Raw genomic sequence first — 11,611 nt, 5'->3', positions numbered from 1 at the left:
GGGTCCGCCACCGGCCCGCCCGGACGGGCCCTCCCCCGCCGGGGCGGGGCGTCGTCAGGGGCGGTAGCTGTCGCTGATGGTGGGCGGGGTGCCGTGCATCAGCATCGCGTTGTACGACATGCGGTCCTGGTGGGCCTGGACCCGGCGGTCCTGTTCCAGGCGCAGGCCTTCCGCCGTTTCGGCGCCGCTGGTTCCGCGGCGCGTGATCCTGACGATCAGGACGACGGCCAGCGCGATCATGATCGCGAAGAGAATGCCCAGTGCCTGCACGGAACCCCCCGGACGTGCGGTGTGTCTGTCGGTGACGATGATGACACAGACGGGGTCCGGGCAGTGGGGTTCAGAGGGCCACGAGGATGCCGTAGACGAGGAAGAACAGGGCCACCAGGACTGCGAGGACGATCACGATCGTGAGCGGGCCGCCGCCCCACCCGCGCTTCAGCGGGCGGTACGGGCCCGTTCCCGTTCCGGTGCCGGACTCCGCCGGCGGGGTCTCACCGGGCGGTACGGATCCGCCGCCGGTCAGCCCGGGGGTGGTGCGGGGGTCGGGGTCGGGGTTGCTGGTGCTCATGACCCGCTGCTCCCCGGATGCCGGACCGGCATGCGGGTGCGGACCGATTCGTTCGCCGCGTCACAGCTGCCAGACCGGTACGGAGTGCCCGGGGCGGGCAGCGGCGGCGAAGTACGGCGTGAGGCCGTCGTGGAAGTGGCGGCCCACTCCAGCGTCTGCGTCCGTCCCAGCCGTACCTGCACAGGCCGGTGCGGAACGGCGCGCGGGGGCGCACGCGGGCGGCGCCCGGGCCGACACGGGTATGCGGAGACGGGTGCGAGGGCAGGTGAGCACGTACGGTCGGGCGTACGGGCCATGACGGGCTGTCACGGCCGTCGTGCCTCGCCGTCGGGGACCGGACCGGTCCCGTCCGTCGATGCCGCCGGAACAGGAGCACGCCGATGCGCCTCTACGCCCAGACCCCCGCCCGTCGTCTCCGGCAGGTGCTGGCCGACCTGACGGCCGTGGTCCTGGTGACCGTGGCGGTCTGGTTCGCGCTGGCCGTCCACGACGCGATCATGCTGCTGGCCGAGCCGGGGCGGAAGGTGGAGGACGCGGGTGGGAGCCTGGCGTCCGGGCTCAACGACGCGGGGGACGCGGCGTCGAACGTTCCGCTGATCGGGGACGTGCTGAAGAAGCCCCTGCAGTCCGCCGCCGACGCCAGCGACGGGCTCTCGGACGCCGGGCAGTCGCTGCAGGACCTGGTCGGGAGGGTGGCCGATCTGACGACGTTCGCCCTGATCTTCTTCTCCGTGGCCTTCGTACTGGTGCTGTGGCTCCCGCCGCGCGTGCACTGGATCCGGCGCAGCGCCCGCATCCAGGCCCTGCGCGATGCTCCCGGCGGGGCCGACCTGCTGGCCCTGCGGGCGCTGACCGGGCCGGTGAAGGACCTGGCCTCGGTCCCGGTGCCGGCGGGGGGCCTCGCCGATGCGTGGCGGCGCGGGGACGCCAGGGCCATCGACGACCTGTCCCGGCTGACGCTCAGGCGGGCCGGCCTGCGCGCCTGAGCGGGGCGGGGCTCCCCCGGGCCCGTGTGCCGGTCCGTGCCGGGGCAGGGGACGGGACGGGACGGGTGGGAGGCTGCGCCCCGGCTGCGGGGCCGGGTGGCGGCTCCGGGGGGTCAGACCTCGGGGAGGGTCGGGTGCGGGGTGGAGGGCGTGGGGGTGGTGAGGGACCAGCGTTCGTGGTCGCGCCAGGCGCCGTCGATGTAGAGGTAGGCGGGCGAGAGGCCTTCGTACCGGAAGCCGAGGCGGCGGACCAGGGCGCGGGACGGTTCGTTGCCCGGCTGGATGTTGGCCTCCAGGCGGTGGAGGAGCAGGTCGTTGAAGGCGTGCCGCAGGGTGGCGGTGAGGCCCTCGGTCATGTAGCCGCGTCCTGCGGACGGGGCGAAGGCCGCGTAGCCGAGGGAGGCGCCCTGGTAGCGGCCCCGGATGACCGAGTTGATGTTGACCATGCCGGCGGCCGCGCCGGTGTCCCGGACGCGGACGAGGAAGCCCAGGTTGGTGCCGTCCTCGAAGCGGTCCATCCAGGGCGTGAACTCCGATGCCGTGGAGGGCAGTTGCATCCACGGCCCGTGCAGCTCGGAGCTGGCGCGGACCAGGGCGCAGAACTCGTCCTGGTCGGAGCGGGTGAGCGGGTGCAGTTCCACGCGTGACGGTGTGATCGGCATGGGCCCACGCTACGGCCGGTCGGCCGGCGGGCCGGCACCGGCTCCCGTACCGCCGGGCGGACACGGCGGTACGGGGCGGTGTGCGGTCAGCAGGTGAGGGTGACCTCGTGGGCGACCGGGCTGGCGGAGCGCGGGTAGGACGCCACGCCGAAGGTGCCGCGGACGGTCGAGCCGCAGGGGTACTCGCCGCCGAGGCCGCGCACTTCGAGGGGTGCGGTCAGGAAGACGACCTGCCGGTACCGCGTGTCCGGCGGCGTGGTGCTGCCGACGACCTGCGCGGAGAGCGTCGTCAGCAGTTCCTTCGGGGCGGGCGCGGGGCTGCCTGGCGAGGGCGGGCCGGCGAGGCCGACCGTGCCGTAGAACTCGACGGTGGTGCCGGTGACTTCGGCGCACAGCCGGGTGGACAGACCCGCCTGGAGGCCGGAGGGGCCGCACGTGACGACCGTTTCGGTGGCCGCCGCCGGCGGCGTGGCGGCGTGGGCGGGGCCGAGCGTGAGGGCGGCGAGGCCCAGGACACCGGTCGCGAGGGCGGCTAAGCGGGTCTTGGTCGTCGACATGGCGAACTCCTTGTCAGGTGGCCACCCCTGCGGTGGCATGACATGTGATATTTCACATGTCATTGTAATGGGACATGACCGGCGGATGAACACCGGCCGCCCCTGACATGGCGGTCGGGGGCGACCGCGGGCGTCAGGCCGAGCGGCCGGGCAGCCGGTGCAGCCGGACGTCCTCCAGTCCGGCGGCCGACACCCGCGCGGTCATGTACGTGCAGTGCGGCTCGCGCCGCCGGTCCGTCGGAGAGCCCGGGTTGAGCAGCCGCAGCCGGTCGTCGGCCGACGAGTCCCACGGGATGTGGCTGTGGCCGAAGACGAGCACGTCGGTGTCCGGGAAGCGCTCGGCGCAGCGCCGTTCGCGGCCCTGGGCCGGGCCGGTCTCGTGCACCACGGCGAACCGCAGGCCGCCCAGGTCCGCGTACGCGACCTCGGGAAGGCGGGCGCGCAGCTCCGGGCCGTCGTTGTTGCCGTACACGGCGACCAGGCGGCGCGACCGCTCCTGGAGGAGGTCGAGGGTGGCGGTGTCCACCCAGTCCCCCGCGTGGATGACGACGTCGGCGCGCGGCACCGCGTCGAGCAGCTCCGCCGGCAGTGACCGGGCCCGTGCCGGGACGTGCGTGTCCGAGATCAGCAGCAGCTCCATTCCCCCACGCTAGGCCCTCTCCTGTCCTATAGCCTCAGGTGACGGGAGGGACGTCGGATGCCGCGTGCGTCCGCTGTGAGGAGGCGACGGTGCTCGGTAGGAGCGGGCGGTGGCTCGCCGGCGCGCTGGCCGGCGCCTGCGTGGTGCTCCTCGGGCCCAGCGCGCCGAGCGGTGCCGTCCACGGGAGGCCGCTGCCCGCGGGAGCCGTCGGGCACGTCGTACCGAACCGGGTCATGACCTGGAACCTCTGCAACCCCTGCGGGGAGGGCAATGCCGAGCGGGCCGCGCAGATCGCCACGTACGCGCCCCAGGTCGTGGCGCTCCAGGAGGCCTGTACCGCCGACGTCGCGAAGATCAGGGACTACCTGGAGGGACTGTACGGACTCGCCTACCACGTCGAGTACGGGCCGGTGCTGCGGAACCGGTCCCGCTGCGGCGGGCTGCCGTGGAGGCCGGGAGGTTACGGCCAGGCCGTGCTCTCGGCGACGCCGCTGACGGACCCGGTCACGGTGGAGTACCCCGACGGCGGCTCCGAGGACCGGGGCTACCTGGCGGTCACGACCACCGTGGCCGGCCGGTCCGTCCGGGTGTTCAACACACACCTCGCCCAGCGGCGCCAGGAGGACGTGCGGGCGGCCCAGACCCGCGTCCTCGCGGCCGCCGTCGCCCGCCACGACCGTGCCGTGGTGCTCGGCGACTTCAACGCCGTGCCGGACGCGCCCGAGTTGGCCGTGGTGCGGAGCGTGACCGCGGACTCGGAGCCGGGGTGCGCGTCCGCCGGGGCCTGCGTGCCGACCACCGACTGGCAGCTCACGTTCGACTACGTCTTCCTGCGGGGTCCCGTCCCGCTCCGGCACCGGGTCGTCCCGACGCCCTACTCGGACCACCACCTGGTGTTCGCCGACCTCGGCGCGGGGTGAGCCGGCGTTCCGCAGCCCGCCCCGCATGCCGGAGCCATCCGGCAGAAGTGTCCGGGGCGTCATTCCTGCCGGTGGAACCGCCTGGCCCGGGGCCGCACGCGCCGTGTTGGCTGGGGGCAACCCGGGCGATGCCGGTCGGCTCCGCCGCGGCGCCCGGTCCCCTCGAACCCTGCCGGCCCGGGCGCCCTGGCGCGCCGGGTCGCCCCACCAGTGTGAAAGAGAGACATGCGGACTACAGGCTCTCGCGCCGTGACGGCCGGGACCGGAGGCGGCGCGCCCCGTCCGGGCACCCGCCGTACGCGTACCCTGCGGCAACTGGCCTTGACGGCCCTTTCGTTCCTCTTCCTCGCCGCCGCGCTGACCGCACCTGCGCCCGCGGCCGCGGCGGACAGCAAGTACGGGGCCGCGCGCTTCGACCAGTGGTCGTGGGTGACCACGCACAACGCGTACGCCAACACCGCGGTCGTGCCGGGCCCGCGCGCGCAGTCCCGCTCGATCGCGGACCAGCTCCGGAGCGGGGTGCGCGGGCTGATGCTCGACACCTACGACATCACGGTCAACACCGAGACGCAGGACAGCGACGTCCTGCTGTGCCACACCGAGTTCCTCTGCTACTCGTGGTTCGAGAAGGACCTCGAGACGATCGTCGACTTCCTGAAGGCGAACCCGACGGAGGTGGTCACGCTCTTCCTGGAGAACTACGCCAGCCGGGAGACGCTCACCAGGAAGATCGCGGACGTCCTGAACGCCAAGGGCGCCGGCAACATGCTGTTCTCGCCCGGCGCCTACAACATCACCGGCCGGAACTGGCCGCTCCTCAGCCGGATGGTCTCCGACAACCGGCGCCTGGTGGTGTTCCAGGACAAGTGGGCCGACGACGTGCCGGTCGGCTCGGGAGCCCTGATGTACACGTGGGCGCACACGGTGGAGACCCGGTACTCGTACGACGGCCGGCCGGCGGGCTGCGAGCGGCGGGGCCAGAGCCAGCCCGTGAACCAGAACCCCATGCCGAACAAGGGTGTCCTCACCCCGGTGTTCACCATGAACCAGTTCAATTCGAACGACGTGGTCCCGGGCAGCAAGTCCGACGCCGACAACGGGATCAACCTCAAGAACCGCATCGACCGGGACTGCCGGCCCGCCGCGGGACGCAACCCGAACTTCATCGCGGTGAACTACTTCGAGAGCAGCGACACGCCCGGCGTCACCCCGCTGTCGGTGGTCGCCGAGCTCAACCGCAACGCGTACGTGCAGGAGGCGCACCCCGCCGTCTGGACGGTCAACTCCGGCAGGCAGTACGTCGGCACGACCGCGACGAACCGGTGCATGGTGCGCGGTGACACGTTCAGCGACGGCCAGGGCGGGCTGGTCACGCAGCGCGCCTGCGCGAACCCGGCGCCCAGCAGCCAGCAGTGGACCGCCATGCCGCCCCAGTACGACGGCAAGGGCTACTACTGGATCAGGGCGGGCAACGGCAACTGCCTCACGGTCCCGTACAACAACGGCACGCCGCCGGGCGACGGCACCCAGATGTTCTGGTGGCCGTGCGAGACCCGGTGGTCCTCCGGCAGCCAGCTGTGGAACGTGATTCCGGTGAACATGCTCGGCGGGGCGCGGGGCTACTACTTCATCAACCAGTGGACCGGGAGGTGCCTGACCCTGGACCCCGGTTCGACGGGCGCCACGGCCGGCAAGGTCACCCAGGCGGCCTGCCCCAGCCGCTGACGTCCTGAACGCGCGGAACGCACGACGCCAGCGTCGTGCGTTCCCGCAGCCGGTCAGGCGCCCTCGTCGAACATCCCGGCCTCCACCTGGAGGGCCAGCGTGCGCAGCACCTCGGCCGAGGAGACGTCGTCCTGACCGCCGTCGTGGGTCATCGCGAGGCTGGTGAACGCCAGGGTGAAGCCCGAGATCATGGTCTGCAGGACCGGGCCGAGCGCTCCGGCGACGCTGCGCGCCACCTCCTGCGGGGTCGCGTCGGCAGGCACGCTGATGTCCGGCAGCATCTCGTTCAGCATCTGGGTCACCACGCTCGGTTCGAGCTCGGCCCTCTCGTCCTCCTCACCGGCCTCCACGGCGCGGCGGATCTCCTGAGCTTCCGTCAGGATTCCGATCACTCGCTTGAGGATCTCAGCTCGCTGCATCCCCGGAGCCTAGCCGCGTGGCGGCGGCGGGAGTAGTCCGCGCCGCCGGGCCGGGCGGGGCGGTGGGCCGGGAGGCGCGTCAGGCGCCCGGGTGGACGGTGACGTGGGGCGCGAGGGCGGCGAGGAAGTCGGCCGCGTCGAAGATGCGGCCGGCCGAGGCGACGCCGGTGGTGCGGGTCCGTCCGGTCAGGACGCGGTCGAGGGCCTCGACGACCAGGGGCGCGGTGACGGCGTAGATGTCGCGGCCCTCGGCGAAGAGCCGGCGCTCCGCACCGCCCGAGCGGACGACCACGTCGACCAGGAAGGTCTGGTCGGAGCGGCCGAGCGCGTCGGTGGCGGCGGGCGGGGGCGTGTCGGACGAGGCGATGTCCCGGGCGGCGCCGGCGGCCATGTGCGTGTGGACGTCACGGATCGCCAGGTGGTCCGTCACGGTGACGACGTCGGCCATGGTGAACTCCGTGACGACCTGTCGGGGGCCCATCGGCGCGGGGAAGGGCCATTCGGCGGTGGGCGGGGCGTCGGTGCGGCGCTCCCAGGCGCCGCCGCTGTAGCGCAGGCGGTGCTCGCCGCGCCGTTCGCGCGAGACCGCGCCGGACAGGCGGGTTCCGGCGGTGGGGTGCCAGTTGCTCAGGCCGTACGCGATGTGCGCCTCGTCGGCCTCGGTCCAGTCCCCCATCGCGGCGGTGACCAGCAGGTCGCCCAGCCCGCCGAAGAAGGCCATGGCAGGGACGACGACCGCCTTCGCCTCCCGGGCCCGGTCGGCGTAGTGGGCGAAGGTGTCGAGGTTGGCCTCGAGTTCGGCGGCCACGTCGAGGTACGGGATCCCCGCTCGCAGGGCGGCCTCGATCACCGGGCCGGTCGTGGCGGCGAAGGGGCCGGCGCAGTTGATCACGGCGGCCGTGCCGGCCAGCGCCCGGTCGAGTGCCGTCGCGTCGTCGACCGCGGCGGGGCGGGCCTCGTACCCGGTCGTGTCCGCGAGCCCGGCCAGCCCCGCGGCGTCCCTGCCGACGAGCACCGGCCGGTACCCGCGCGCGGTCAGCTCGGCCACGACGAACCTCCCGGTGTGTCCGTAGGCGCCGTAGACCGCGATCGTGTGCCGTGCCGTGCCGTTCATCGATGCCGCTCCCCTGTTCCCGCGTGTGCCGGACGTTCGCGCCGCGCCGGCTGTTGACGGGATTCATCCTGGCCGGGGCCGGTCCGCCGCCGACAGTGTCCGGAACGACATGACCCGTACACTTCCCGACATGCGAAGCGTTGCGTTGGCAGTCACTGACGGCATGCTCCACTTCGAGCTGTCCCTGGCCTGTGAGGTCTTCGGCTCGGACCTGACCCACCTGGTGGACCCCTGGTACCGGTTCTCGGTGTGCGGGCCCGGGCCGGTGCTCGTGGACCGGTTCCGGCTGGAGCCGGACGAGGGCCTCGACGGGCTGGCGCGGGCGGACACGGTGATCGTGCCGGGCTGGAGCGACGTCGACCGCGACCCGCCGGCCGAACTCGTGGACGCCGTACGGGCCGCCCACGAGGCCGGGGCGCGGGTGGCGTCGCTGTGCACCGGCGCGTTCGTACTGGCCGCCGCCGGGCTGCTCGACGGCCGGCGCGCCACCACCCACTGGGCCCACACGGACGAGCTGGCGCGCCGTCACCCGGCCGTCACCGTCGACCCCGACGTGCTGTACGTAGACAACGGCAGCGTCCTGACCTCCGCGGGGAAGGGCGCGGCGATGGACCTGTGCCTGCATCTGGTCCGGCTCGACCACGGGACCACGGTCGCGAACACGATCGCGCGCCGGCTGGTCGTACCGCCCCACCGGGAGGGCGGCCAGGCCCAGTTCGTCCGTACGCCCGTCCCGGCACCCGGCAACCACCCCCTGGCGGAGCTCCTCCCCTGGATCCTGGCCCGCCTCGACGAACCCCTGACCGTGGAGGACCTGGCCCGGCAGGCCGGCATGAGTTCCCGCCACCTGACCCGGCACTTCAGGACCGTCACCGGGACCACTCCCCTCCAGTGGCTGCACACCCAGCGCATCCGGCACGCCCAGGAGCTGCTGGAGGGCACGGACGCCACCGTGGACGCCATCGCCACGACGACGGGGATGGGCACCGCCACGACGCTGCGGCGGCACTTCCACCGCACGGTGGGCGTTCCGCCCGACACGTACCGGCGTACCTTCCGCAGCCTGGAGCGGGGTGGGGCGGGTGGGTGACCCGGGGCTTCGTGAACCGGTCCGGGGCCGGGCGTGTACGGCGGCCGGAAATGGGCAGAGGCCGGGTAACCAGCCTGGTCTGGTGGGAGACCCCGCGCCACCACGCGGTCACCGCTCGTGGTCGACGGCAGGTGCGGGTGGTCTCATTCGGCTTTGCCCGGCTCGACGCCGCGGCGCTTGACGGCCTCCTCCGCCCCACTGTGGGAGCCGACCGTGATGGGCTCTCCAGAACGGCGGAGACCGACCGTGCTTCCCGCCACGAACATCGACGTATCCACACGCCCCGGCCACCTCGTGCTGGCGGTGGCGGGCGAGCTCGACTTCGAGACCTGCCCGGGCGTCAGCCGTGTCACGGAGGTGCTCCCCCTGCGGGGGCAGACCCTGACCGTGGACCTCTCGTCCGTCACGTTCATCGACTCGAGCGGCCTCCACCTGCTCCTCGCCCTGCGCCGCCGCGCGGACCGGGAGGGGGCGTCGCTGGAACTCGCCGGGGTTCCGCAGCACGCGCTCCGGATGCTGGAGCTCGCGGGGGCCAGGGGCCTCTTCACCGTCATACCGGCGCCCCACCCGCGGCCGGGCCTGCCACCGGTCCGACGGCTGCCGTGAAGCGGGTGGGTCTCGTGGGCCGCGGGTGCCGAGGTGACGGGCAGGGTGCGGCCGGTGCCCCGTGATGCGGCACACTCGATGGCGGCACGCTTCCGGTTCGGGGGCGTGCGGGTTCCGCCGAGGGGTGGGCGCGGGGAGAAGGGCGGCCGGTGATGGCGATGTCGGAGTCGGGCTCGGAAGCGTCGGGCCCGGAAGCGCGGTCCCTCCTGTTCGACAGCGCGAGCCTGGAGGAGACCGAGGAGTTCCTGTCCACGGCGTACACGCCGATGAAGATCGGCGGACCGGTCGAGGACGCGCGGGTGCGCATCAGCCGCCGCGCGGCCGGACCCGTCGCGATGGACCGCCTGGACTTCGGCTACACGATGGCCTACGACGCCCACAGCCTCGACCAGGTGTGCCTGATCAGCATGCACCAGGGCACCCTCGCCGACCTCACCGACGGCCGCGAGGAGGTCTACGGCCCCGGCGAGACGTTCCTCCTCACCCCGCCGGACCGGCCCTACCAGGGCGAAGTACGGGCCGCCCGCTACACGATCGCCCTGTTCGACACCGCCCTGCTGGACGACGTGGCCCCCAGTGCGCCCGGCGGCCCTCCGGTGCGGCTGACCGGGCCGCAGCCCGTCACACCGGCCGCCGGCCGGCAGCTGGCCGCCGCCGTGGCCTACGTACGCGACCACGTGCTCGACGACCCGGCCGCCTGCGCCAACGACCTGCTGGTGGGGACCGCAGCCCGGCACCTGGCGGCGGCGACCCTCGCCGCCCTGCCCCACAGCGGCCGCGCCGAAGGAAGGCCGGCCGACACCACCGACGCCACGCCCGCCACCGTGCGCCGCGCCGTCGCCTTCATCGAGGCCAACGCCCACCGGAACATCACGCTCGCCGACATCGCCACCGCCGCGTACGTCACTCCGCGCGCCCTGCAGTACGCCTTCCGCCGCCACCTCGACAGCACGCCGCTCGGCTACCTCAGGCGGGTACGGCTGGCCGCGGCGCACCGCGAGCTGCTGGCCGCCGACCCCGGGGCCACGACGGTGACGGCGGTCGCGATGCGGTGGGGCTTCGCCCACCCCGGCCACTTCGCCGCGTACTACCGCGACGCCTATCGGGTCGCGCCCAGCGCCACCCTGAACTCGTTCTCGTGAGACCCGGCGCATGGTGCCCCGCATGGTCGGGGGCCAAATGGACATGCGCCGACCATGAGGCCTACGAGGACGACATCGCATGACGGGGACGGTCCGGCGGACCGGCCGTCGGAGCTGCCGAAGCGGTCCTGGCGGGCCGCGGTGCGCGGGACGCTGAAGGAGTTCCAGGACGACGAGCTGGCGGACCGGGCGGCGGCGCTGACGTACTACGGAGTGCTGGCGCTCTTCCCGGCCCTGCTGGTGCTCGTGTCGATGCTGGGCGTGGCGGGCGAATCAGCCACCCGGCAGGTGCTGGACAGCCTGCAGAAGCTCACGCCCGGCCAGGCCCGCGACGTGATCACCAAGGCCGTGGAGCAGCTGCAGGGCAACAGCGGTGTCGGCTCGCTGCTGGCCGTCGCCGGTCTCGTCCTCGCGGTCTGGTCGGCGTCCGGGTACGTCGCCGCGTTCATCCGGGCGTCGAACGCGGTCTACGACATGCCCGAGGGGCGGCCGGTCTGGAAGGTGCTGCCGCTGCGGCTGGCGCTGACCGTGCTGCTGATGGTGCTGGCCGTGGTCAGCGCCCTGATCGTGGTGTTCACGGGCGGCGTGGCGCGGCAGGCGGGCGACGCGCTGGGACTGGGCGGCACCGCGATGACGGTGTGGTCGATCGCGAAGTGGCCGGTGCTCGTCGTCCTCGTCACGATCATGATCGCGATCCTGTACTGGGCCGCGCCGAACGCGAAGTGCCGCGGCTTCAGGTGGATCACACCGGGCAGCTTCCTGGCGCTGGCGATCTGGATGATCGCTTCGGCCGGGTTCGCGTTCTACGTGGCGAACTTCGGCTCGTACAACAAGACGTACGGCACCCTGGCCGGCGTGATCGTCTTCCTGGTGTGGCTGTGGATCACCAACCTCGCCGTGCTCCTGGGCCTGGAGTTCGACGCCGAGATGGCGCGCCAGCGGGCCATCGCCGCCGGGCTGCCGGAGGACGAGGAGCCGTACGTCGAACCGCGGGACTCGCGGAACTGGACCGAGGAGGAGCGGCGTCGCCTGGAGTGAGGGGCGGCGGGCAGGGCGCACACGGACGCGGCGGGGGGCCGGGGGGGCGGGGGTCTGCCGGCACCCCCCCGCGGGCGGCGGCGCGGGCATGGTGGTGTGTTGTTATGAACGCTAAATGAAGGATGGTGTGTATGCGAGGTG

General features: G+C 73.2%; 14 protein-coding genes. 7 read left to right on the top strand and 7 right to left on the bottom strand.

The window, feature by feature from the left end; translation table 11 throughout:
* Positions 1-54 precede the first annotated feature (54 nt).
* Together ACIQUQ_RS05500 and ACIQUQ_RS05495 are read right to left on the bottom strand one after the other, a co-directional pair.
* Positions 55-270 (bottom strand): hypothetical protein, encoded by a 216-nt coding sequence (locus ACIQUQ_RS05500; protein ID WP_403971595.1) that lies wholly within the window; start codon positions 268-270, stop codon positions 55-57.
* Positions 271-340: 70 nt separating this feature from the next.
* Positions 341-571 carry a DUF6480 family protein gene (locus ACIQUQ_RS05495; RefSeq protein ID WP_399949173.1) on the bottom strand — a complete coding sequence of 77 codons (231 nt, stop codon included), beginning with the start codon at positions 569-571 and terminating at the stop codon, positions 341-343.
* A gap of 380 nt (positions 572-951) precedes the next feature.
* Between ACIQUQ_RS05495 and ACIQUQ_RS05490 the strand changes: the two genes are divergently transcribed.
* Complete coding sequence (locus ACIQUQ_RS05490) at positions 952-1,557, top strand: hypothetical protein (RefSeq protein ID WP_403971593.1); 606 nt, start codon at positions 952-954, stop codon at positions 1,555-1,557.
* 113 nt (positions 1,558-1,670) lie between these two features.
* Here the strand turns inward: ACIQUQ_RS05490 and ACIQUQ_RS05485 are convergent, their stop codons facing one another.
* The 3 genes from ACIQUQ_RS05485 to ACIQUQ_RS05475 all read right to left on the bottom strand — a co-directional run bounded on the left by ACIQUQ_RS05485 (position 1,671) and on the right by ACIQUQ_RS05475 (position 3,416).
* A complete protein-coding gene (locus tag ACIQUQ_RS05485; protein ID WP_403971591.1) occupies positions 1,671-2,219 on the bottom strand; it encodes a GNAT family N-acetyltransferase in 549 nt (182 codons plus the stop codon).
* Between the two features lie 86 nt (positions 2,220-2,305).
* Positions 2,306-2,776, bottom strand: coding sequence for a hypothetical protein (locus ACIQUQ_RS05480; RefSeq protein WP_403971589.1), 471 nt, complete (start codon positions 2,774-2,776; stop codon positions 2,306-2,308).
* A gap of 133 nt (positions 2,777-2,909) precedes the next feature.
* Complete coding sequence (locus tag ACIQUQ_RS05475) at positions 2,910-3,416, bottom strand: metallophosphoesterase family protein (protein ID WP_403971587.1); 507 nt, start codon at positions 3,414-3,416, stop codon at positions 2,910-2,912.
* An 89-nt stretch (positions 3,417-3,505) separates the two neighbouring features.
* Here ACIQUQ_RS05475 and ACIQUQ_RS05470 point away from each other — a divergent pair, with 89 nt between their 5' ends.
* Together ACIQUQ_RS05470 and ACIQUQ_RS05465 are read left to right on the top strand one after the other, a co-directional pair.
* Positions 3,506-4,336, top strand: a complete 831-nt coding sequence (locus ACIQUQ_RS05470) for an endonuclease/exonuclease/phosphatase family protein (protein WP_403971585.1) — start codon at positions 3,506-3,508, stop codon at positions 4,334-4,336.
* 321 nt (positions 4,337-4,657) lie between these two features.
* Complete coding sequence (locus ACIQUQ_RS05465) at positions 4,658-6,061, top strand: phosphatidylinositol-specific phospholipase C domain-containing protein (RefSeq protein WP_403971583.1); 1,404 nt, start codon at positions 4,658-4,660, stop codon at positions 6,059-6,061.
* A gap of 53 nt (positions 6,062-6,114) precedes the next feature.
* On the opposite strand, the gene ACIQUQ_RS05460 is transcribed toward ACIQUQ_RS05465, so the two are convergent.
* Together ACIQUQ_RS05460 and ACIQUQ_RS05455 are read right to left on the bottom strand one after the other, a co-directional pair.
* Entirely contained in the window at positions 6,115-6,480 is a 366-nt protein-coding gene (locus tag ACIQUQ_RS05460; RefSeq protein WP_403971581.1) for a hypothetical protein, read from the bottom strand.
* A 79-nt stretch (positions 6,481-6,559) separates the two neighbouring features.
* Positions 6,560-7,594, bottom strand: coding sequence for a saccharopine dehydrogenase NADP-binding domain-containing protein (locus tag ACIQUQ_RS05455; RefSeq protein ID WP_403971579.1), 1,035 nt, complete (start codon positions 7,592-7,594; stop codon positions 6,560-6,562).
* 130 nt (positions 7,595-7,724) lie between these two features.
* Here ACIQUQ_RS05455 and ACIQUQ_RS05450 point away from each other — a divergent pair, with 130 nt between their 5' ends.
* The 4 genes from ACIQUQ_RS05450 to ACIQUQ_RS05435 all read left to right on the top strand — a co-directional run bounded on the left by ACIQUQ_RS05450 (position 7,725) and on the right by ACIQUQ_RS05435 (position 11,470).
* On the top strand, positions 7,725-8,684 hold the full coding sequence (locus tag ACIQUQ_RS05450) for a helix-turn-helix domain-containing protein (RefSeq protein WP_403971577.1): 960 nt from the start codon (positions 7,725-7,727) through the stop codon (positions 8,682-8,684).
* A 246-nt stretch (positions 8,685-8,930) separates the two neighbouring features.
* Complete coding sequence (locus ACIQUQ_RS05445; protein WP_403971575.1) at positions 8,931-9,290, top strand: STAS domain-containing protein; 360 nt, start codon at positions 8,931-8,933, stop codon at positions 9,288-9,290.
* Between the two features lie 152 nt (positions 9,291-9,442).
* Positions 9,443-10,432: a helix-turn-helix transcriptional regulator gene (locus ACIQUQ_RS05440; RefSeq protein WP_403971573.1), complete on the top strand. Its 990-nt coding sequence runs from the start codon at positions 9,443-9,445 to the stop codon at positions 10,430-10,432.
* A gap of 54 nt (positions 10,433-10,486) precedes the next feature.
* Positions 10,487-11,470 (top strand): YihY/virulence factor BrkB family protein, encoded by a 984-nt coding sequence (locus ACIQUQ_RS05435; RefSeq protein ID WP_403971571.1) that lies wholly within the window; start codon positions 10,487-10,489, stop codon positions 11,468-11,470.
* Positions 11,471-11,611 lie beyond the last annotated feature (141 nt).

The sequence above is a fragment of the Streptomyces sp. NPDC101118 genome (genome assembly GCF_044759445.1).
Classification (GTDB): Bacteria; Actinomycetota; Actinomycetes; order Streptomycetales; family Streptomycetaceae; genus Streptomyces.
Note: the sequence above shows the minus strand (reverse complement) of the source record. Positions and strands in the feature narration are given on the sequence as shown.

What these genes read in the sequence shown, in the direction of transcription:
- ACIQUQ_RS05440 (WP_403971573.1), top strand. Translation starts at nt 9,443, where the DNA reads ATGGCGATGTCGGAGTCGGGCTCGGAAGCGTCGGGCCCGGAAGCGCGG.
- ACIQUQ_RS05490 (WP_403971593.1), top strand. Translation starts at nt 952, where the DNA reads ATGCGCCTCTACGCCCAGACCCCCGCCCGTCGTCTCCGGCAGGTGCTG.
- ACIQUQ_RS05495 (WP_399949173.1), bottom strand. Translation starts at nt 571, where the DNA reads ATGAGCACCAGCAACCCCGACCCCGACCCCCGCACCACCCCCGGGCTG.
- ACIQUQ_RS05450 (WP_403971577.1), top strand. Translation starts at nt 7,725, where the DNA reads ATGCGAAGCGTTGCGTTGGCAGTCACTGACGGCATGCTCCACTTCGAG.
- ACIQUQ_RS05455 (WP_403971579.1), bottom strand. Translation starts at nt 7,594, where the DNA reads ATGAACGGCACGGCACGGCACACGATCGCGGTCTACGGCGCCTACGGA.
- ACIQUQ_RS05480 (WP_403971589.1), bottom strand. Translation starts at nt 2,776, where the DNA reads ATGTCGACGACCAAGACCCGCTTAGCCGCCCTCGCGACCGGTGTCCTG.
- ACIQUQ_RS05435 (WP_403971571.1), top strand. Translation starts at nt 10,487, where the DNA reads ATGAGGCCTACGAGGACGACATCGCATGACGGGGACGGTCCGGCGGAC.
- ACIQUQ_RS05485 (WP_403971591.1), bottom strand. Translation starts at nt 2,219, where the DNA reads ATGCCGATCACACCGTCACGCGTGGAACTGCACCCGCTCACCCGCTCC.
- ACIQUQ_RS05460 (WP_403971581.1), bottom strand. Translation starts at nt 6,480, where the DNA reads ATGCAGCGAGCTGAGATCCTCAAGCGAGTGATCGGAATCCTGACGGAA.
- ACIQUQ_RS05475 (WP_403971587.1), bottom strand. Translation starts at nt 3,416, where the DNA reads ATGGAGCTGCTGCTGATCTCGGACACGCACGTCCCGGCACGGGCCCGG.